The following is a 19,022-nucleotide window of genomic DNA, read 5'->3' as shown; positions in this document are numbered from 1 at the left end:
CAGGGTTGTCCCTACCTTACCCGCGAGTAGGCTACGGGCATGAGTGACAGGTACGCGAGCTTCGCCCACACCGGTCCCGGCCGGGCGCTGGTCAAGCGCCTCGGCCTGCCCGATCCGCCCAGGCTGCGCCGTCACCGCCCCGGCGACCCGCTCGTCCACGGCCCGGTCCGCCTGGACGCCGCCCCCGGTGGTCGCCTGGTCGAGCCGCTGGCCACGCTGCTCCGCTCGGCCGGCGTGGAGATCTCCGATCCGTCGGGGGCTCGAACCGCCTCGCCGAACGGCCGGGACGACTCGGCCAACGACCGGGACCACTCGTCGAACGGCCGGAGCACCGGGCCGGCCGACGGGAACGGGGACGGGCGAGTGCCCCGGCAGGCCGCCCTGCTCTACGACGCCACCGGCATCACCGACTCGGCCGGGCTGCGCGCACTCTTCGACTTCTTCCACCCGCTGGCCCGGGCGCTGCACCCGTCCGGCCGGGTGGTCGTCTTCGGCACCCCGCCGGAGTCCTGCGGCACGCCCCGGGAGGCGACCGCGCAACGCGCCCTGGAAGGGCTGACCCGGAGCATCGGCAAGGAGTTCGGCCGGGGTACGACCGCACAGCTCGTCTACGTCGCGCCGGGTGCCGAGCGGGCCGTCGAGTCGACCCTGCGCTTCCTGCTCTCCGGCCGCTCGGCGTACGTCTCCGGGCAGGTGATCCGGATCGGCCCCGCAGAGGTGCCGGAGGTCGACTGGGCCCGCCCGCTGGACGGCCGGATCGCGCTGGTCACCGGGGCCGCCCGGGGAATCGGGGCGAAGGTGGCCGAGGTGCTGGCGGCCGACGGCGCCCGGGTGGTGGCGCTGGACGTGCCGGCCGCCGGTGACGCGCTCGCCGAGGTCGCCAACGCCGTCGGCGGTACGGCGGTACAGCTCGACCTGACCGCGCCGGACGCGCCGCTGCGGCTCGCCGACCATCTGGCCGACCGGTACGGCCGGGTCGACGTGGTGGTGCACAACGCGGGGATCACCCGGGACAAGACGCTCGGCCGGATGACCCCGGACCGGTGGGACTCGGTGCTGGAGGTCAACCTCACCAGCCAGGAGCGGATCAACGACGTACTGCTGGACCGCGAGCTGATCCCGCGCGGCGGGCGGCTGGTCGGCGTCTCCTCGATTGCCGGGATCGCCGGCAACCGTGGTCAGACCAACTACGCCACCTCGAAGGCCGGGGTGATCGGCCTGGTGCACTCGATGGCTCCGCTGCTCGCCGAGCGCGGCATCACCGTCAACGCGGTCGCGCCGGGCTTCATCGAGACCCGGTTGACGGCCAGGATCCCGCTGGTGCTGCGCGAGGCCGGTCGGCGGATGAACAGCATGGCGCAGGGCGGCCTGCCGGTCGACGTCGCCCAGACGATCGCCTGGTTCGCCTCGCCCGGCTCGGCCGGCGTCACCGGCAACGTGGTCCGGGTCTGCGGCCAGAGCCTGCTGGGGGCCTGATGTCCGACCTGCCGAACCACACCGAAGGACCGTCCGGGGTCGAGTTGGCGGTGCTGCCGGCCGCCGGGCCGCTCTACCGTCGGGCGGTGATCGGGCTGGCCCCGAGGTTCGGGGCGGCCCGGCGTGCCGAGCGGCTTCCCGAGACCGAACTGCTGGTCCGGTCGGTGGCGGTGGACCGGGACCACCTGGCGGCGTACGACCGGGTGTGCGGGTTCCGGCTCACCGACACGCTGCCGCCGACCTATCCGCACGTGCTCGCCTTTCCGCTGGCCCTGCGTCTGATGAGCGCGCCGGAGTTCCCGCTCCCGCTGGTCGGGCTGGTGCACGTGGCGAACCGGATCACCACCTACCGTCCGGTGGACGCGGCGGAGCGGCTGGATCTCGCGGTACGCGCCGTCGACCTGCGCCCGCACGACCGGGGCCGACAGTTCGACATCGTCTGCACCGCCTCGGTCGCCGGGGAGGTGGTGTGGCGCGGCGTCTCGACGTACCTGCGACGGGAGCGTACGGCGGCCGACCGTGACCGGCGCGGCTCCGGGGATCGGGCGGCTCCCCCGGCACCGACCGCGCTGTGGCGGGTGGACACCCGGGTGGGCCGGGACTACGCCCGGGTCTCCGGCGATCACAACCCGATCCACACGTCGCGGATCGCCGCCCGGCTGTTCGGCTTCGCCAGGCCGATCGCACACGGCATGTGGAGCAAGGCCCGGTGCCTGGCCGCGCTGGAGGGGCGGCTGCCCGACGCGTACACGGCGGACGTCGTGTTCAAGCTGCCGGTGCCGCTGCCCGGCACGGTCGCGTTCTCCGCCGCCCGGGCCTGGAGTTTCGGGCTGCACGACCCGTCTCGCGGCCGCCCGTACCTGCTCGGCGAGGTGGCGGCCGCGAACGAGCGCTGATCCGGGTGATCCGGACTGATCACGCTCTCGGGCCAAGCCCGACAGGTCGCGACAAACATCGAGATTTGTCGTTGACACGACAGTAGGGCATCGATAGTCTTCGCTCTAAGCTGGAAAGCGCTTTCCAGCATCCCGTCCCCTGGTGCGGTCCGGACCCGCCGGCCGCACCGTCCACCCACCGCTGGCGGCGTCCGCGTCCCACCCGCGACCCGGCCGTCGGGGTGGACCACTTCCGCTCGGAGGTTCCCTGTGTCCAGCACCGAAACCACCACCCGTCCCTGGCGACTCGGCCGGGTCCCGCTGCTCGCCGCGGTCACCGCCGCCACGCTCGTGGCCAGCTCCCTGGTCGCCATGCCGAGTGCCTCGGCGGCCTCGTTCAACCTGGAGGGCTGGGCCACCCAGGGCGGCGGCACCACCGGCGGCGGCAACGCCTCGGCGGTGACCGTCACCGACTCCGCCGGCCTGATCAGCAACATGCAGGCCAGCGGTGCCCGGGTCATCCGCGTCTCCGGCACCATCTCGATCAGCGGCATGCAGAAGGTCGCCGCCAACAAGACCATCATCGGGGTCGGCGGCAACGCCACCATCACCGGCGGCGGACTCAACGTCGCCAGCGTCAGCAACGTCATCATCCGGAACATCAACTTCCGGAACTGGGGCGACGACGCGATCAACGTGCAGTACTCGACCCGGGTCTGGATCGACCACAACAGCTTCAGCAACGGCTCCGACGGCGCCGTCGACATCAAGCGCAGCTCGGACTACATCACCGTCTCCTGGAACCGGGTCTTCAGCCACGACAAGTCGTTCCTGCTCGGCCACTCCGACAACAACGCCGGCGAGGACGTCGGGCGGCTGCGGGTGTCGTACCACCACAACTGGTTCGACGGCTCGAACCAGCGACACCCCCGGGTCCGGTTCGGCAACCCGGTGCACGTATACAACAACTTCTACCGGGGCAACGGCGGCTACGGCGTCGCCTCCACCTGCAACGCGGGCGTACTCGTCGAGGGCAACTACTTCGAGAACGTCGACGACCCGTACCACCGGGGTGAGGGCAGCTCGCCGGTCGGCGGCCTGGTCGCCCGGAACAACCACTTCGTCAACTCCGGCTCCGGCCAGGCCGGCGGCAGCGTCAACGGCATCCCGTACGGGTACAGCCTCGACCCGGCCGCCAACGTAAAGTCCATCGTCACCGGCGGCGCCGGCACCGGCCGGATCTGACCCGCCGGCACGGCGTCGACCGACCCGGCCCCGCGCGCCACCGGCGGTGTCACGGGTGCTCCGGTCCCACCGGACCGGAGCACCCGTACCCCCGCTCCACGGGAGGATCCCGCTCCCGTCCCGACGCCCCTTGTCCCGATCTCCCGTCCCGACGCCCCCCGTCCCGACGGCGCTCGGACGGTCAGCGAACCACCTCGTAGCGCGGCTGTTCATCCGGCACCCCTCGCCGACCGGCCAGGGCAACCACCGCCACGCCGACCCGAGTCAGCGCCAGCAGGCCGGCCAGCACGGCCACCGCCACGATCGCGTCGCCGATGTCGGGCGCGAAGAGCCGCACCTGGGCCAGGCCGGCACCGTCCCAGGCCGCCGGAAGCAGCCACGTCGTCCCGGCGGCCAGGGCCGCGCAGCCGGCGACCCAGCCGGCGGCCCCGGCGACGGTCCGGCGGCGTGACCGCGCCGGCCCGGCCGGGCGGCGAACCACCCGGACCACCGACCAGACCAGCAGGGCGAGCAGGAGTACGGCGACCGCCAGCAGCCCGCCCAGCAGCCGGCCGAAGATGGGATTCTCCGCCGCACCGGCCTCCGCCTCGGCGCCGTGCAGGATCCGGGCCACGTTGAAGGCCGCCGAGACCAGTGGAGCGTCCATCGCCAGGCTGTAGATGTTGGCCAGGACCACCACGGCCAGGTCCGATCCGGGCGCCAGCACGACGTGGCCGAAGGAGTTCGCGGTCGCCCCGGCGTGCCAGACGATCCGCTCGGCCGGCTCGCCCAGGGTGCCGTCCCGCCACCCCATCGCGTACCGGCCACCGCCGCCGGTGGAGACCTGGCCGGCGTGCAGTAGGGCGATGCCCTGCGCCGACAGTACGGCGCGACCGGCGTACCGGCCGTCGTCCAGCTGGGCGACGGCGTAGTGGGTCATGTCGGTCAGGCTCGCCGCCAGGAAGCCGTACGACACGCCGGAGGTGTCGAAGGGCGGGGCGAAGCGCTGCGGCCGGCCGAAGTAGTAGCGGTGTCCGGGCGGCACACCAACCGCCTCCGCCTCCGCCTCGGTGGCGGCGGAGTCGACCATCCCGAGTGGGTCGAGCACCTGCCGGCGCAGGTATCCGCCGTAGGTGTCACCGGTCACCTCCTCCACCAGTGCGCCCAGGACCAGGTAGTTGGCGTCGCTGTACTGGTGCACGGTGCCCGGCTCGGCGGTCGGCTCGACCGCCGACAGGTCCCGTACCGCACGAGCCAGTGCGCCGGGCCTGTTGTCGTACCGGTCGGTCAGCCCCATCGCCGCCACCTGCGGCAACCCGGTGGTCTGGACCAGCAGTTGCCGTACGGTGATCCGGGCCGCGACCGACTCGTCGGCCAGCCGCAGCCATGGCACGTACCGGCGGACCGGTGCGTCCAGCTCGACCCGCCCGGCCTCGACGAGCTGCATCACCGCCAGCGCGGTGAACGACTTCGTCACCGAGCCGAGCACGAACGGCGTGCGCGGGGTGAGTGGCTTCCCGTTCCCGTCGACCCCCCAGGCGCCCTGCCCGACGACCCGGTCGCCGCGCACCACCGCGTACGCCAGCCCGGGAGTGCGGACCTCGGACATGTACCCCCGCAGGTAGCTCTCCACCCGGCTCAGGTCGTCCGGCGGTGGTGCTCCGGCGGTCGGGCCGATCCCGGCGGCGACCGCCACCGGCACGGCGACCACCGCCGCCAGAACCGTCCGGACGGCGTGCCGCAGACTGCGTCTCATTGCGTTCCTCCCCGTGGAAGTGCCGTCGACGTCGACTCAGCCGATCTGGCTGAGCAACCGCTCCAACTCGGCCAGCCGCTGCTTGACCTCGGCCATCTCGTCGCGGGTGCCGCGCAGTTCGGTGCGCAGCCCGCCGAGTTCCTCGGCGGTCGCGGCGGTCGCCTCCGCCGTGCGGCTCTCCGCCTCGACGACCCGTTCGACCAGGTCGCGGTATGCCGCCTCGCCGGCCGTGCTCCGCCGGGCCCGGTAGAAGCCCAGGCCGACGAATCCGACGACGGCGACGACCATGACCGCCAGTACGGCCGTCGCGATCGTGGCGGTGTGTGCGATGTCCAAATCGGCTGCCAACAGTGTGCTCACGTGCTCGTGTCCTCTCCCGATCCGCCCGCTGCCGGGCCGTTCTCTCCTGTTGCGGTCCCGGCCGGCTGCGCCGCCTCCAGCGTCGCCACGGCCTCGGCGACCAGCTCCGGGGTGAGGGCCAGTGCGAACGGCACCACCTCGAAGTACTTGACCGAGCTGCCGTCCCGGGCGGTCTCCAGCTCGCCGACGACCAGGCCGGCCGCCTCCAACCGCTGGAGGTGCATGTAGAGCAGCGGCCGGTTCATCCCCAGCTGGCGGGCCAGTTGGCTGACGTAGCTGCGGCCCTCGGCGAGCGCCGCGACGATCCGCAGCCGGTGCGGGCTGGCCAGCGCGGTGAGCGTGCGCAGCAACTGCTCGCCAGCGGGTGCGGCCTGGTCCATGCGTCCGGTTCCCTCCCGGGTGTCAGACTGATCTGACACCCCCTGTCAGGAAAGACTGACACCCCGAGCCGCACGCGTCAAGTCGCAGCTGCGTCAGGCCGGGTGGGCTGGGGAGGCGGAGTCAGACCGGGTCGGCGCCGGGCGGGGGACGCCAGAGGCGGCCGGCGAGGAGGTCGCCGGCACCGGTCCAGGCGAAATCCATCATCCGGCCGGCCATCGCGTCCGGGTCGGCCCCGGGGTGGTCGGCCAGCCAGTCGGCGACCGACTCCGCGGCACCGACCAGGGCGTACGCCATGACCTCCAGTTCGGCCGGGCGGACCTCGCGGCCCTCGGCGGCCAGGCCCCGGGCGAGCATCCCGGCGACCACCTCGATGATCCGGCTCCGCATCGCCGCCACCTCGCCGGCGAACGGCCGCTCACCCCGGGCCTGCCGGTAGAGGACCGCCCAGCCGTCCCGGTGCGCGCCGACGAACCGGAAGAACGCCCGCAGGCCCCGCCAGAGCCGCTCCTCGAACGGCAGGTCCGGTACGACCGCACCGACGATCGCCTCCACCAGCCGCACCCCCTCCCGGTGCAGGCAGGCGGTGAAAAGCTCCTCCTTTGACCCGAGATAGGCGTAAACCATGGGTTTGGAGATGCCCGCCTCGTCGGCGATCTCGTCCATGCTCGCCGCGTGGAAGCCGCGCCGGGAGAAGACCCGGACCGCGGCATCGAGCATCTGCTGCTCCCGTACGGCCCGGGGCAGCCGCCGGAAGGCGCGCGGAGTCGACACCTTGCGAGCTTACCTACTCGTGCGTAAGGTTACGCACGAGTAACCAATAACGTTGACCGGAACAGCGACCACCGACATCAGCCCGGAGGGCCTTGGCATGACCGACTTCGACCCGGCGAACTTCGCCTCGCTCGAGCCCAAGCAGTTCGCCCAGATCGTCAAGTCCACCCCGGACGACAAACTGGCCGAGGTGATGAGCGGCGACCTGCGCGGCAACGTCCTCGACGCGGTGTTCGGCCGGATGCCGACACTGTTCCGGGCCGACCGGGCCGGCAACACCAACACGGTCATCCACTGGACCATCACCGGCCGGCAGGACGGCGGCTCCGACACCTACGAGATCGTGATCGAGAACGCGACCTGCCAGATCTCGGAGACCCCGCAGCGGGATCCGAAGCTCACCCTCACGATGGGGCCGGTCGAGTTTCTCAAGATCGTCTCCGGTGGCGCCAACCCGGTGACGATGTTCATGACCGGCAAGCTCAAGGCAAAGGGCGACCTCGCGCTGGCGGCCAACATCGCCAACCTGTTCGACATCCCGAAGGCCTGAACCGACACCGGGCGCCGGCCCGGCCGGCGCCCGGGCCCGACCCGACGACCGACGACGAGGGGGCGGCGTGACCGAGTTCTCGCTCGACCTGAACGAGGAGCAACGGGACCTGCGCGACTGGGTGCACGGCTTCGCCGCCGAGATCGTGCGCCCGGCCGCCGCCGAGTGGGACGCCCGCGAGGAGACCCCCTGGCCGGTGCTCCAGGAGGCGGCGAAGGTCGGACTGTACGGCTTCGAGTTCATCGCGAACTGCTGGGCCGACCCGACCGGCCTGTCCCTGCCGCTCGCCAACGAGGAGCTCTTCTGGGGCGACGCCGGCATCGGCATGGCCCTCTTCGGCACCACCCTGGCGGTGGCCGCGATCTACGGCTCCGGCACCCCCGAGCAACTGGTCGAATGGGTGCCGCAGTGCTACGGCGACACCGACCGGCCGGCGGTGGCGGCGTTCTGCAGCACCGAGCCGGAGGCCGGCTCCGACGTGGCCGCCATGCGTACCCGGGCCCGCTACGACTCCGCGGCCGACGAGTGGGTACTGACCGGGCAGAAGGCGTACGCCACCAACGGCGGAATCGCCGCCGTGCACGTGGTGACCGCCTCGGTGGAGCCCGAACTCGGCTCCCGGGGCCAGGCCGCGTTCGTGGTGCCGACCGGCACCGAGGGGCTGACCGCGACGAAGAAGCTGAAGAAGCTGGGACTGCGCGCCTCGCACACCGCCGACGTCTTCCTGGACGAGGTACGGGTGCCCGGCCGCTGCCTGCTCGGCGGGCACGAGGCACTGCGCGAACGGCTCGACCGGGCCCGCTCCGGCCAGCGCGGCAAGAGCCAGGCGGCGATGCGTACCTTCGAACTCTCCCGACCCACCGTCGGCGCACAGGCGATCGGGGTGGCCCGGGCGGCGTACGAGTACGCCCTGGCGTACGCCGGGGAGCGGGTCCAGTTCGGTCGGCCGATCATCGAGAACCAGGCGGTCGCGTTCGCGCTCGCGGACATGCGTACGGAGATCGACGCCGCCCGGCTGCTGGTCTGGCGGGCCGCCTGGATGGGCCGCAACAACCGCCCGTTCAGCGCGGGCGAGGGTTCGATGTCCAAGCTCAAGGCCGGCGAGGTGGCGGTCTCGGTGACCGAGAAGGCGGTGCAGATCCTCGGCGGCGCCGGCTTCCTGCGCGAGCACCCGGTCGAGCGCTGGTACCGGGACGCGAAGATCTACACCATCTTCGAGGGGACCTCGGAGATCCAGCGGCTGGTCATCTCCCGGGCCATCTCCGGACGCCAGATCCGCTGACCGGAGCCCCTCCTTGCCTTCCGACCTCGCGTTTCTCGTCGCCACGCTGACCCGGCGCGGGCTGCTGCGGCCCGGCTCGCCCCGGCGGGTCGCCGCGCAGCTCGGCGCGCTGCGGAACTGGGGGTTCAGCCTGGCCGGCGAGCTACGCCAGGCGGCGGCCCGGGACCCGGACCGGGTCGCGCTGATCGACGAGGAGCACGGCGACATCAGCTACCGGGAACTGCTGGACCGGGCCGAACGGCTGGCTCGGTCGCTGCGGATCCGGTACGGCGTCACCGAGGGCTACCGGATCGGGCTGCTCTGCCGCAACCACTCCGGGCTGGTCGAGACCGCCCTGGCCGGCGGGCTGCTCGGCGCCGACATCGTGCTGGTCAACACCGGGCTCTCCGGGGCACAGCTCGCGGCCGTCGCCGCAGAGCAGCGGATCCGGCTGCTGGTGCACGACGCCGAGTTCCTCGACCGGGTGGTCGGGCTGCCCACGGAGGTGGAGCGGCTCGACGAGCGGGAGTACCCGGGACTGGTCGCCGGGGCGCCCCCGGGCGAACTGCGCCCACCAGCCCGGGACGGCCGGACCATCGTGCTCACCTCCGGCACCACAGGTACGCCGAAGGGTGCCCGCCGGCCCACCCCGAGCGGCCTCGGCCCGCTGGTCGCGATCATCGACCGGATCCCGCTGCACGCCGGAGTCCGGATGATGGTCGCCGCCCCGCTCTTCCATACCTGGGGGTACGCGGCGCTCCAGATGGCATTCGCCCTGCGCGGCACCGTCGTACTGCACCGCAGGTTCGAGCCGCTGGCCGCGCTGGAGGCGATGCGACGGCACTCCTGCACCGCACTGTTCGCCGTACCGGTGATGGTGCAGCGGCTGCTGGAGGTGCCGACCGCGACGCCCCGGCCGCCGCTGGAGGTGGTCGCGGTGAGCGGTTCGGCGCTCCCCGGCGGCCTGGCCACCCGGTTCATGGGCCGCTACGGCGACGTGCTCTACAACCTGTACGGCTCCACCGAGGTCTCCTGGGCCGCCATCGCCACCCCTGCCGAGCTGCGCCGGGCGCCGGCCACCGCCGGCCGGCCGCCGCACGGCACCCGGCTGGCGATCGTCGACCCGCACGGCGAGCCGACCCCGGCCGGCCGGGTCGGCCGGATCCTCGTCGGCAACGAGCTGCTCTTCGAGGGGTACACGGCGGGCGGCCGGGAGCCGGACAGTCGGGGCGGTCCGGAGCCGGACGCTCGGGGCGGTCCCGTCGGCGGGCGGCTGCTGGACACCGGCGACCTCGGCCACCTGGACGCCGACGGGCTGCTCTTCGTCGACGGCCGCGCCGACGACATGATCGTCTCCGGTGGCGAGAACGTCCATCCGTCCGAGGTGGAGAACGTCCTCGCCGAGCTGCCCCAGGTGCGCGAGGTGGCGGTGATCGGGGTGCCGGACCGGACGTACGGGCAGCGGCTGGCCGCGTACCTGGTGCTGCACCCGGGCGAGACGCTCGACCCGGACGCGGTACGCGAGTACGTCCGCCGCTACCGCGCCCGGTTCTCGGTGCCCCGGGACGTGATCTTCGTACCGGCCCTGCCGCGCAACGCGACCGGCAAGGTGCTGACCCGGGAACTGCGCCGCTACCACCGGGCGGCCTGACCCCGGGCCGCCCCTGCGCGGTCGACGGTCAGGCCCCGGGGCATGTCGACGGCTCAGGTGGTGACCCGGACGGTGACCGTGCCGATCAGGATCCGGTGGTCGGAGCAGGCGCCGCCGCAGGCGGTGGAGATGGAGAGCGAGTCGCCGGTGTACGTGCCGACGATCCGGTTCTCGCGTACGAAGATCATGTCGATCTTCTTGCCCTGGCCGCCCGGACCGCTGGTGTCGCCGGCGGCGACGGTCGTCTCGCCGTAACCGGGGCTGTCTGCGTGGGTGTCGTCCAACTCCCGGTAGTCCCCTCGGTTACCGCCGTTGAGCGGAACGTTCAGGTTCCTGGAGTACCAGGGGTTCATCCGGCCGTAGTCGGGCTGGGCGTTGAAGTCACCGGCGATGATCACGGTGTCCCCGGCGGCGTGGTAGTTCTCCAGCACCGTCAGCACCTCGCCGAGCTGCCGTTCGTTGATCTTGACGCCGCCGATCACATCGTTCGACGGTGTTATGTGGGTGGTGCAGAACCGCAGGTGCGGACGGGCCTCCAGCGGTGCGCAGAGCAGCTGGCGTCGCTCGGAACTGCCATCCGGCGCCAGCGGGAAACGGGGGTCGTCGCGGCTTGCGTCCGCAGCCGTGCACAAGGGACGTCCGAAGAGGACGGGACGGGCTGGCAGCCCTCGTTTCAGACCTGGGGGATCTCGTGTACCAGGGCCGAGGCGGTCAGCGTCTTGGAGCGCACCTCGCCACCGCCGACGGTACGCAGCTGGTAGGTGTGCTTGACGTACTCACCCGGACTGCCGCCGCACGCGAAGTTGATGGTCGCGGTGCCGACCGCCGGATAGGTGTCGTAGATTCCGGGGCCGTCGACGGAGAGGGTGACCTGGTCGGTGCCGGTCACCTTCCACTCCAGGATCACCGGAACCCCGGGGATGGGGTTCACGCTCGTGCCCTGTGCGCACTGCGGCTTCTGCTTGATCCGGTAGAAGACGATCGTCGGTCCGCTCGGCTTCTGCTGCGTCGTACCGTTCCCCGACGTACCGCCGTGGTCGCCGCCGCCGGTGTTGCCGCTCTGACCGCCGCCGGGCTGCCCGCCCTGGCCCGCCGGGCTGCCGGTCGGCGCCGGCGCGGCGGCCGTCTCGTCCGACGGGGCGCTGCCCAGGCCGGCGTCACCGGCGACCGGCGCCGAGCTGGCCGGCGCGGACCCGCCGCGCTCGATCGTCACGCAACCGGTCGCCACGACCGCGACCGCGCCGCCGAGGGCGACCAGGGCCGCCCGAGTCAGGTACCTGTGCATGGTCGCTCCTCCGCTGAGTTCTCCCCGAGGCCGACGGCCGGGGGTGAACTCACGGTAGGGACCGGGTGAGATCGGCGAATCACGGTTTCGTGCCAGCCGGGACGGCAACGCCCGGGCGATCGCGGTGACCCGGCGGTGCGGGCGTGCGGGCCGGCGGGGCTTCAGCAGGCCGGTGACGGCACGCGGTCGGGTGCGGCGAGCCGGCCCGCCGCGGCCAGCGCCGCGATGTCGGTCCGGTGGTGCGCTCCCGGCAGGCCGATCCCGGCGACCAGCGCGTAGGCGGCGGCCCGGGCCGCGTCGAGGTCGGCACCGAGCCCGGTGCCGGAGAGGACCCGGCCACCGGCGGAGACCAGCGCGCCGTCCGAGGCGCGGCGGGCCGTGCCGGCGTGCACTATCCCGGCCCGCTCCGCGCCGGTGATCACGTCACCGGTCCTCGGCGTACCCGGATAGCCCGCCGAGGCGAGCACGACGGTGACCGCCGCACCGGGCCGCCAGCGCAGCGGTGGATGCGCGGCCAGCGTGCCGGTCGCCGCCGCGTGCAGCAGGCCGGCCAGCGGCGTCTCCAGCAGCGGGAGCACGACCTGGGTCTCCGGATCGCCGAACCGCGCGTTGAACTCGATCACCCGGGGGCCGTGCCGGGTGATCGCCAGCCCCACGTAGAGCAGCCCGCTGAACGGGGTGCCCCGGCGCCGCATCTCGGCCAGGGTCGGCTCGACCACCGTGGTCAGCACCTCGTCCACGGTGTCCGCGGGCAACCACGGCAGCGGCGCGTACGCCCCCATGCCGCCGGTGTTCGGTCCGGTGTCGCCGTCGCCGACCCGTTTGAAGTCCTGGGCCGGCAGCAGCGGCAGCGCGGTCTCGCCGTCGGTGACCACGAAGATCGAGACCTCGGGCCCGGCCAGGTACTCCTCGACGACGACCCGGCCACACCCGGTGGCGTGGTCCAGCGCGGCCGACCGGTCCTCGGTGACCACCACGCCCTTGCCGGCGGCGAGTCCGTCGTTCTTGACCACGTACGGCGGGCCGAACTCGTCGAGCGCCTGCGCCACCAGCGCGGATCCGACCCCGCCACCGGCCCTGTCCACCGTCCGGCACCGGGCCGTCGGCACCCCGGCCGCCGCCATCAGCTCCTTGGCGAACGCCTTGGAGCCCTCGATCCGGGCCGCCGCGCCGGACGGGCCGAAGCAGGGGATGCCCTTGGCGCGTACCGCGTCGGCGACCCCGGCGACCAGCGGCGCCTCCGGACCGACGACGACCAGGTCGGCCTGGACCTCGACGGCGAGCGCCGCGACCGACGCCGGATCGGTGGCCTCCACCGGGCGCAGCTGCGCGACCGAGGCGATGCCCGGGTTGCCCGGTGCGGCGATCAACTGGTCGACGGCCGGGTCGGCGGCCAGGCCGAGCGCCAGAGCATGCTCCCGCCCGCCGCCACCGATGAGTAGTACGCGCACGACGCCCGATCCTACGGCCAGGCGGGTAAGGAAGGACTCCCGCCTATCGTTTTTTGTCGTACAGGGGGCCCTTCCTCACCGCATTTCCTCACCGCATCGGGATCAGTTCGTGCCGGACGATGTTCTCGTCCCGGCCGGGGCCGACACCGACCACGCTGACCCGGGCCCGGCACAGCTGTTCGATCCTGGCCACGTAGCGGCGGGCGTTCTCGGGCAGCTCCGCCTCGGACCGCGCCTTGGAGATGTCCTCCCACCAGCCGTCCAGCTCCTCGTAGATCGGCTTGGCGTGGTGGATCGCGGTCTGCGTCATCGGCATGTCGTCGTACCGCTTGCCGTCGATCTCGTAGCCGACGCAGATCGGCACCTTCTCCAGCCCGGAGAGGACGTCGAGCTTGGTGACGACCAGGTCGGTGATGCCGTTGAGCCGGACGGCGTACCGGCCGATCACCGCGTCGAACCAGCCGCACCGGCGCTCCCGACCGGTGGTGGTGCCGTACTCGGCGCCGACCTTGCGCAGGTGCGCGCCGTGGTCGTCGAAGAGCTCGGTCGGGAACGGCCCCGACCCGACCCGGGTGGTGTACGCCTTCGTCACCCCGATCACCTGGTTCACCGCCATCGGCGGGATGCCGGACCCGACGCAGGCACCGCCGACGGTCGGGTTGGACGAGGTGACGAAGGGGTACGTGCCGTGGTCCATGTCGAGCATGGTGGCCTGGGCGCCCTCCAGCAGCACCGTCTCGCCCCGGTCCAGCGCGTCCCAGAGGATCACCCGGGTCTCCGCGATGTACGGCCGCAGCCGCTCCGCGTAGCCGAGGTACTCCTCGGTCACCGCGTCGACGTCCAGCGCCTTGCGGTTGTAGACCTTGAACAGGATCTGGTTCTTCTCCCGCAGCGCGAGTTCCAGCTTCTTGCGCAGGATGCCCGGGTCGAGCAGGTCCTGCACCCGGATGCCCATCCGGGCCACCTTGTCGCCGTACGCCGGGCCGATGCCCCGTCCGGTGGTGCCGATCCGGGACGAACCCAGGTAACGCTCGACGACCCGGTCCAGCGCCCGGTGGTGCGGCATGATCAGGTGCGCGTCACCGGAGATCCGCAGCCGGGAGACGTCGACGCCCCGCTCGGCCAGCCCGTCGATCTCCGAGATCAGCACCTTCGGGTCGACCACCACGCCGTTGCCGATCACGATCACCGCGCTCGGCGAGAGCGCGCCCGACGGCATCAGGTGCAGCGCGTACTTCTGCCCGTCCGGGGTCACCACCGTGTGCCCGGCGTTGTTGCCGCCGGAGTAACGGACGACGTAGTCGACCCGGTCACCCAGCAGGTCGGTAACCTTGCCCTTGCCCTCGTCGCCCCACTGCGCCCCGATGAGCACGATCGCCGGCATCTCTAAACCCGCCTCCAGGGGGCTCGGGTGCCAGGTGGCGACCGCGTGGCGAGCCCGGGGTGTCAGGCTAACAAAAAGTGACGACCCGGCCGGCAGAGGCCGGGGCTGGCGGCAGGAGGCGACTCCCGGTGTACGACGTGGTACTGCTCACCCTCGCCCCGGGTGAAGTCGACCCGGCGGGCTGTGACGCGGGCGGCGGCTGCTGCTCGTCCGGCTCGGCACCCGACCGGGCAGGCTGCGCGGACAGCCCACGGGTACCGGTGCTGACCTGCGCGGACGCGCTCACCGAACGGGGCGCCCGGGTCGAGACGGTGACTGCCCGATCGGATCGGGAGATCGACGCGGCGCTGACTCGGCTGGACGGTCCGCCCCGGCCGGACGGGCTCGACTGGCCCGATCCGGACGGCAAGACCCGACTGGTCGTCGCTACGGCGAGTGACGCACAGTTACGCGCCGTCATACGCCGGTTGGTCCGCCGGTACGCCCCGCCGCCGAGCCGCCGTCCGGCCGATCTCGCCGGCAACCGGACCGTGCCCGACCTGCCGGCGATCGGCGTACTCCCGCTGGACCCGAGCCGGTCGACCGCGTCCGGGCCGCCCCGGGACCTCGCCGGGCAGCTCGGCCTGCCCCGCGAGCCGGCGGCGGTCGCCTCGGCCGTACTCGACGGTCGGGTGCGCCGGCTCGACCTGCTCCGCAACGACGGTGGTTCGGTCACCCTGGACGGCGCACTGCTCGGTGCCGCCAACGACGCCGGGACGCCGTTGGCCTGGCGTGGCCGGGTCGAGGTCGACGACAGCGTGCTGTCGGCCGGTGACGATCCGCTGGTCGCCTGCGCGATCGGCAACGGGGGCGGCTACGCCGAACTCGGCGAGGTACGCCTGTTGTCCACCGCCGACCCGGCCGACGGCACGCTCGAGGTCGCGGTGGCCGTACCGGTGGCGGCCCGGTCCCGCTGGGGCCGCCGGACGGTACGCCTCGAGGTGCGGCGGGCCCGTGGCCGGGCGGTCGCGGTCACGCCCCGGGACCCGGAGGTGCCGTTCCTGGACGACGGGGTGACGGGGACGCTCAACCGCAAGCGATCGTGGTGGATCGAGCCGGGGGCATGGGCGGTGTACGACCATTGATCTCTTGTGGAAGGCTGTGGGTGGGGACCTCTGTGCCCGGCCCGAGGCCGATCGGCGGGCATATCCTCGGGTGTGGGAGGGAGGTAGGTAGGCCGTGGTGAACAATCATGGAGACCGGGTGTACGTGCCGGGCCAGGTGCCGACAGCGCCACAGGAGGCCGAGCCGCTGTGGCCGCCGGACGAGATCGTCGCCGAGCCGCGCGACGAGTCCAACCCGATCAGTTGGGCGCCGACTCCACCACCGCCGCCGGACGCGACCCCGCCCGGCCCGATCGCCGGCGTTCCGCAGCCCGTCGCGCACCAGCCCTACCAGGGCACTCCGCCGCCCGGTGCGGCAACACCGCCCGCGATCCCGGTCCCGCCGGTCCCGTCCATCCCGTCCACGTTCAGCCCGGTGCCGGTTCAGCCCGGGCCGCAGCCGCCCGCCCCACAGCCGCCCGTTCCGCAGCGGCCGCCGGTCCCGCCGATGACCGCCGTGCCGGTGCCGCCGCCAGGACCGCCGAGCCACCCGGCAGCGGCACCGCCGACGCCGCCACCGGGACCGCCGACGCACCCGGCGGCACCGCTGTCGCAGCCGCCGCAGGCAGCGCCGCCCCCGCCGTCCGGTCCGGGTCCGGAGACCGGTGCGGCGGAGACCCCGCTGCACTCGCCGACCCGGGTCTGGCCCACGGTCGCTCCGAGCAACCAGGGCCGGGCCTCGGTGGGTGGCCGGGCCTCGGTGGGCGCCGGTGACGTCCACCGTCCCGACGCCCCCGGCCGGCCGCAGAGCACCGGTGGACCGGACGCGGTCGGCCGGGCCCGGCCGGGTTCCCCGGACCGGCCGGCGACCGGCGAGGAAGGCTCCGGCGGCGCAGGTACGGCCGGACCCCGGGCCGCCGGCAAGGCGAGCGTCAGCCCCGCCGCCGGCAAGGCGACGGTGAGCCCGGGCGCTGGCAAGGCGACCGTGGATCCGGCGGCCGGGGTGACCCCGTCCGCGCCGACCAGCGGCGCCGCTCCGCACGGCGGGGCGCCCCCCACGGGCGGCACAGCCCCCACGAGTGGCGGGGGTCCGACCACCGGCGTAGGGCTTACCGGTGGCGCGGCCCCCACCAGCGGGGCTGGCCCGGTCAGCGGGGCTGGCCCGGTCAGCGGGGCGGCGGGCGGGGGCGCCGGGCAGGGGCCCGAGACCGGGACCGCGCCCGGAGCGGCAGAGTCCTCGTCCGGTGCCGAGCAGAGCCGGCCGGCTGCCGCCGAGGACACGCCGGGCGGGACGGCCGAGGTCGGGGCGGCGAAGCCGAAGGCCGAGCCGGCCGAGCAGCGAGAATCCGCCCGACCCGCCGAACCGGCCCGTGGCCGGGCGACGCTGCCCGCCACCAGCCGGCCCCAGCCGGGCGGCGGACCGGCACGGCCGTCCGCCGAGTCACCCTGGGCACAGCCGCCGCAGCGGCCGGTCGGCCCGCAGCAGGTCGCCACGGCGCCGATGGCGGCGCAGCCGCTGCCGCCACCGCCGATGACTCCGCCGCCGGGCCCCCCGTCGCCGCCGGTCACCCCACAACCGGTCCCGCCGGAGCCCGTCTCCGGTCCAGGTGCCGATCCGGCGAGCGGATCTGCCCCGCCGGCCGGCCCGTACCCGCCCACGATCACCCCGGGCCCGTACTCGGCGGCGGCGCGCCCGGTGTCGGGCTACCCGCCGGTGCCACCGCCCCATCAGCCAGGCCCGCCGCCACCGCCGCCGGTCTCGGCGTACCCGCCGCCGGACCAGGCCGGCGCCCCGGGTTATCCGGGCCAGCCCGGCTATCCGAGCTATCCGCCGCCACCCCCGCCGGTGCCCGGCCAGCCCGGCTGGGCAGCACCGCCGGTCCCGCCGCATCCCGGCGTCACCGAGGTGCCGCCGCAGCCGTACGCCGAGTCGGCCGGCGTGCAGCAGATGCCGCCGCAATCCGGGAACGCCTATCCCGACCCGCTCTGGACGCCGGACGCCGGTACGCCCACCGCCGAGGACTTCGCCCGGCGTCGGGCGGTACGCCCCGCCGACCCGGTCGCCCAGATGGGGGTACGCGCAGCGGTCAACAAGACCACGCTGGGGCTGGTGAAGCTCGCTCCCGGGCGGCACGAGCAGGAGATCAAGCAGGACATCGAGATGATCCGCCGGAACTTCGGCGGGCTCCGGCAGGTGACCGTCGTCAACCCCAAGGGCGGTGCCGGCAAGACGGTGGCGATCCTGCTGCTGGCGATGACCTTCGGGCAGAAGCGCGGCGGATACGTGCTGGCCTGGGACAACAACGAGACCCAGGGCACCCTGGGGATGCGGGCCCAGCAGGACTTCCACTCCCGGACCGTGCGGGACATGCTGCGCGACCTCTACCAGTTCAAGGGCGCACACGGCCGGGTCGGCGACCTGTCCCAGTACGTACGCTCGCAGAGCGAGGGCATGTTCGACGTCCTCGCCTCGGACGAGTCGGCGACCGGTGGCGAGATGCTCACCGCCGCCGCCTTCGCGGAGATCCGCGAGGTGGTCAGCCGGTTCTACAAGTTGATCTTCGTGGACACCGGCAACAACGTCCGGGCACAGAACTGGCAGGCGGCGATCGACGCCACCGACCAGCTCGTGGTGACCATGTCGGCCCGGAACGACTCCGCCGAGACGGCCGCCCGGATGCTCGACCACCTGGAGCAGAGCGGCCGGCAGCGGCTGGTCCGGCAGGCGGTGACGGTGGTCTCCATGCCGCCGTCCCGCAAGGAGATCGACCTGCCGGCGATCGAGCGGCACTTCGCCGCCCGCACCCGTGCGGTGCTGCTGGCGCCTTACGAGCGGTTGATCGACACCGGTGAGCCGATCCGGTACGCCCAGCTCTCCTCCGCGACCCGGGACGCCTGGCTCAAGATCGCGGCGTCGGTGGCCGAAGGCCTCTGATCGCCGCGCCTCGACCCGGCGTCCGGGTCAGGTGCCGGAGAGGGCGTCGCCGGCCGCCGGGTCACAGTCGCGGAGGAACTGCGCGCAGCGGGCCGCCTCGTCGGACTCGCCGATTTCGCCGGCCGCCCGGGACAGCACGTGCAGGCAGCGCAGAAAGCCCCGGTTCGGCACGTGGCTCCACGGCACCGGCCCGTGCCCCTTCCAGCCGCTGCGGCGGAGCTGGTCCAGACCCCGGTGGTAGCCGGTGCGCGCGTACGCGTAGGCGGCCACGACCTGGCCGGAGCCGAGCGCCCGGGCTGCCAGGGCCGCCCAGGCCGCGCTGAACGTCGGATGCTGCGCGGCTGCCGAGGCGTACGCCTCGTCGGTGTCCGCCGACCGCGCGGCGGCGAGAGCCGCCTCGGCGTCGTCGTCGCGGGGCAGCAGGGTGGCCGGTGGTTCGGGCAAGAGGTTCTGCATCGAACCATTCAACCCGGCCGCAACGGGCTGTCGCGAGCGGGGTACGCCAGGTTCACTGACTGAAAGGCTGAGGGATCTGTCACGCGTGCGGCCGGTGCGGTCGGGGCGGCACTGGACTACAAAT

General features: G+C 73.4%; 16 protein-coding genes and 1 pseudogene. 8 read left to right on the top strand and 9 right to left on the bottom strand.

Annotation, left to right across the window (positions count from 1 at the left end):
* The first annotated feature begins 39 nt into the window (after positions 1 to 39).
* The 3 genes from EV371_RS07585 to EV371_RS07575 all read left to right on the top strand — a co-directional run bounded on the left by EV371_RS07585 (position 40) and on the right by EV371_RS07575 (position 3,596).
* Positions 40 to 1,476, top strand: coding sequence for a 3-oxoacyl-ACP reductase (locus EV371_RS07585; RefSeq protein ID WP_130461421.1), 1,437 nt, complete (start codon positions 40 to 42; stop codon positions 1,474 to 1,476).
* Complete coding sequence (locus EV371_RS07580) at positions 1,476 to 2,372, top strand: MaoC/PaaZ C-terminal domain-containing protein (RefSeq protein ID WP_130461420.1); 897 nt, start codon at positions 1,476 to 1,478, stop codon at positions 2,370 to 2,372. The genes EV371_RS07585 and EV371_RS07580 overlap by 1 nt, the downstream gene beginning before the upstream one ends.
* Before the next feature lie 351 nt (positions 2,373 to 2,723).
* Positions 2,724 to 3,596, top strand: a complete 873-nt coding sequence (locus tag EV371_RS07575; protein WP_130465731.1) for a pectate lyase family protein — start codon at positions 2,724 to 2,726, stop codon at positions 3,594 to 3,596.
* A 181-nt stretch (positions 3,597 to 3,777) separates the two neighbouring features.
* Here EV371_RS07575 and EV371_RS07570 read toward each other — a convergent pair whose 3' ends face one another.
* The 4 genes from EV371_RS07570 to EV371_RS07555 form a co-directional block, all read right to left on the bottom strand.
* Positions 3,778 to 5,331 carry a serine hydrolase domain-containing protein gene (locus EV371_RS07570; protein WP_130461419.1) on the bottom strand — a complete coding sequence of 518 codons (1,554 nt, stop codon included), beginning with the start codon at positions 5,329 to 5,331 and terminating at the stop codon, positions 3,778 to 3,780.
* 36 nt (positions 5,332 to 5,367) lie between these two features.
* Positions 5,368 to 5,691, bottom strand: coding sequence for a hypothetical protein (locus EV371_RS07565; RefSeq protein WP_130461418.1), 324 nt, complete (start codon positions 5,689 to 5,691; stop codon positions 5,368 to 5,370).
* Positions 5,688 to 6,071 carry an ArsR family transcriptional regulator gene (locus EV371_RS07560; protein ID WP_130461417.1) on the bottom strand — a complete coding sequence of 128 codons (384 nt, stop codon included), beginning with the start codon at positions 6,069 to 6,071 and terminating at the stop codon, positions 5,688 to 5,690. Before EV371_RS07560 ends, EV371_RS07565 begins: the two co-directional genes overlap by 4 nt.
* A gap of 121 nt (positions 6,072 to 6,192) precedes the next feature.
* Positions 6,193 to 6,789, bottom strand: a complete 597-nt coding sequence (locus EV371_RS07555; RefSeq protein WP_130465730.1) for a TetR/AcrR family transcriptional regulator — start codon at positions 6,787 to 6,789, stop codon at positions 6,193 to 6,195.
* Between the two features lie 151 nt (positions 6,790 to 6,940).
* Between EV371_RS07555 and EV371_RS07550 the strand changes: the two genes are divergently transcribed.
* The 3 genes from EV371_RS07550 to EV371_RS07540 all read left to right on the top strand — a co-directional run bounded on the left by EV371_RS07550 (position 6,941) and on the right by EV371_RS07540 (position 10,305).
* Positions 6,941 to 7,393 carry an SCP2 sterol-binding domain-containing protein gene (locus tag EV371_RS07550; RefSeq protein ID WP_130465729.1) on the top strand — a complete coding sequence of 151 codons (453 nt, stop codon included), beginning with the start codon at positions 6,941 to 6,943 and terminating at the stop codon, positions 7,391 to 7,393.
* Positions 7,394 to 7,460: 67 nt separating this feature from the next.
* Positions 7,461 to 8,675 (top strand): acyl-CoA dehydrogenase family protein, encoded by a 1,215-nt coding sequence (locus EV371_RS07545; protein ID WP_130461416.1) that lies wholly within the window; start codon positions 7,461 to 7,463, stop codon positions 8,673 to 8,675.
* 13 nt (positions 8,676 to 8,688) lie between these two features.
* Complete coding sequence (locus EV371_RS07540; RefSeq protein ID WP_130461415.1) at positions 8,689 to 10,305, top strand: AMP-binding protein; 1,617 nt, start codon at positions 8,689 to 8,691, stop codon at positions 10,303 to 10,305.
* A 53-nt stretch (positions 10,306 to 10,358) separates the two neighbouring features.
* On the opposite strand, the gene EV371_RS07535 is transcribed toward EV371_RS07540, so the two are convergent.
* From EV371_RS07535 to EV371_RS07520, 4 genes are all read right to left on the bottom strand, one after another.
* Positions 10,359 to 10,937, bottom strand: a complete 579-nt coding sequence (locus EV371_RS07535) for an endonuclease/exonuclease/phosphatase family protein (RefSeq protein WP_130461414.1) — start codon at positions 10,935 to 10,937, stop codon at positions 10,359 to 10,361.
* Positions 10,938 to 10,978: 41 nt separating this feature from the next.
* Positions 10,979 to 11,590 carry a hypothetical protein gene (locus EV371_RS07530; RefSeq protein ID WP_130461413.1) on the bottom strand — a complete coding sequence of 204 codons (612 nt, stop codon included), beginning with the start codon at positions 11,588 to 11,590 and terminating at the stop codon, positions 10,979 to 10,981.
* 161 nt (positions 11,591 to 11,751) lie between these two features.
* Complete coding sequence (purD, locus tag EV371_RS07525; RefSeq protein WP_130461412.1) at positions 11,752 to 13,041, bottom strand: phosphoribosylamine--glycine ligase; 1,290 nt, start codon at positions 13,039 to 13,041, stop codon at positions 11,752 to 11,754.
* 88 nt (positions 13,042 to 13,129) lie between these two features.
* Positions 13,130 to 14,425, bottom strand: coding sequence for an adenylosuccinate synthase (locus tag EV371_RS07520; RefSeq protein ID WP_130461411.1), 1,296 nt, complete (start codon positions 14,423 to 14,425; stop codon positions 13,130 to 13,132).
* A 128-nt stretch (positions 14,426 to 14,553) separates the two neighbouring features.
* On the opposite strand from EV371_RS07520, the gene EV371_RS07515 reads away from it, so the two are divergent.
* Together EV371_RS07515 and EV371_RS34185 are read left to right on the top strand one after the other, a co-directional pair.
* Entirely contained in the window at positions 14,554 to 15,549 is a 996-nt protein-coding gene (locus tag EV371_RS07515; protein WP_130461410.1) for a diacylglycerol kinase family protein, read from the top strand.
* A 1,174-nt stretch (positions 15,550 to 16,723) separates the two neighbouring features.
* A pseudogene (locus tag EV371_RS34185) lies at positions 16,724 to 18,442 on the top strand (MinD/ParA family ATP-binding protein); the annotation flags it as partial.
* A 27-nt stretch (positions 18,443 to 18,469) separates the two neighbouring features.
* On the opposite strand, the gene EV371_RS07505 reads toward EV371_RS34185, so the two are convergent.
* On the bottom strand, positions 18,470 to 18,898 hold the full coding sequence (locus EV371_RS07505) for a DUF3151 family protein (RefSeq protein WP_130461408.1): 429 nt from the start codon (positions 18,896 to 18,898) through the stop codon (positions 18,470 to 18,472).
* Between the last annotated feature and the right edge of the window lie 124 nt (positions 18,899 to 19,022).

It is taken from the genome of Plantactinospora sp. CNZ321 (genome assembly GCF_004217235.1).
The sequence above is the reverse complement of the archived record's forward strand: the minus strand, read 5'-3'. Positions and strand labels throughout refer to the sequence as shown.

What these genes read in the sequence shown, in the direction of transcription:
- EV371_RS07585 (WP_130461421.1), top strand. Translation starts at nt 40, where the DNA reads ATGAGTGACAGGTACGCGAGCTTCGCCCACACCGGTCCCGGCCGGGCG.
- EV371_RS07580 (WP_130461420.1), top strand. Translation starts at nt 1,476, where the DNA reads ATGTCCGACCTGCCGAACCACACCGAAGGACCGTCCGGGGTCGAGTTG.
- EV371_RS07575 (WP_130465731.1), top strand. Translation starts at nt 2,724, where the DNA reads ATGCCGAGTGCCTCGGCGGCCTCGTTCAACCTGGAGGGCTGGGCCACC.
- EV371_RS07570 (WP_130461419.1), bottom strand. Translation starts at nt 5,331, where the DNA reads ATGAGACGCAGTCTGCGGCACGCCGTCCGGACGGTTCTGGCGGCGGTG.
- EV371_RS07560 (WP_130461417.1), bottom strand. Translation starts at nt 6,071, where the DNA reads ATGGACCAGGCCGCACCCGCTGGCGAGCAGTTGCTGCGCACGCTCACC.
- EV371_RS07555 (WP_130465730.1), bottom strand. Translation starts at nt 6,789, where the DNA reads ATGCTCGATGCCGCGGTCCGGGTCTTCTCCCGGCGCGGCTTCCACGCG.
- EV371_RS07550 (WP_130465729.1), top strand. Translation starts at nt 6,941, where the DNA reads ATGACCGACTTCGACCCGGCGAACTTCGCCTCGCTCGAGCCCAAGCAG.
- EV371_RS07530 (WP_130461413.1), bottom strand. Translation starts at nt 11,590, where the DNA reads ATGCACAGGTACCTGACTCGGGCGGCCCTGGTCGCCCTCGGCGGCGCG.
- EV371_RS07520 (WP_130461411.1), bottom strand. Translation starts at nt 14,425, where the DNA reads ATGCCGGCGATCGTGCTCATCGGGGCGCAGTGGGGCGACGAGGGCAAG.
- EV371_RS07505 (WP_130461408.1), bottom strand. Translation starts at nt 18,898, where the DNA reads ATGCAGAACCTCTTGCCCGAACCACCGGCCACCCTGCTGCCCCGCGAC.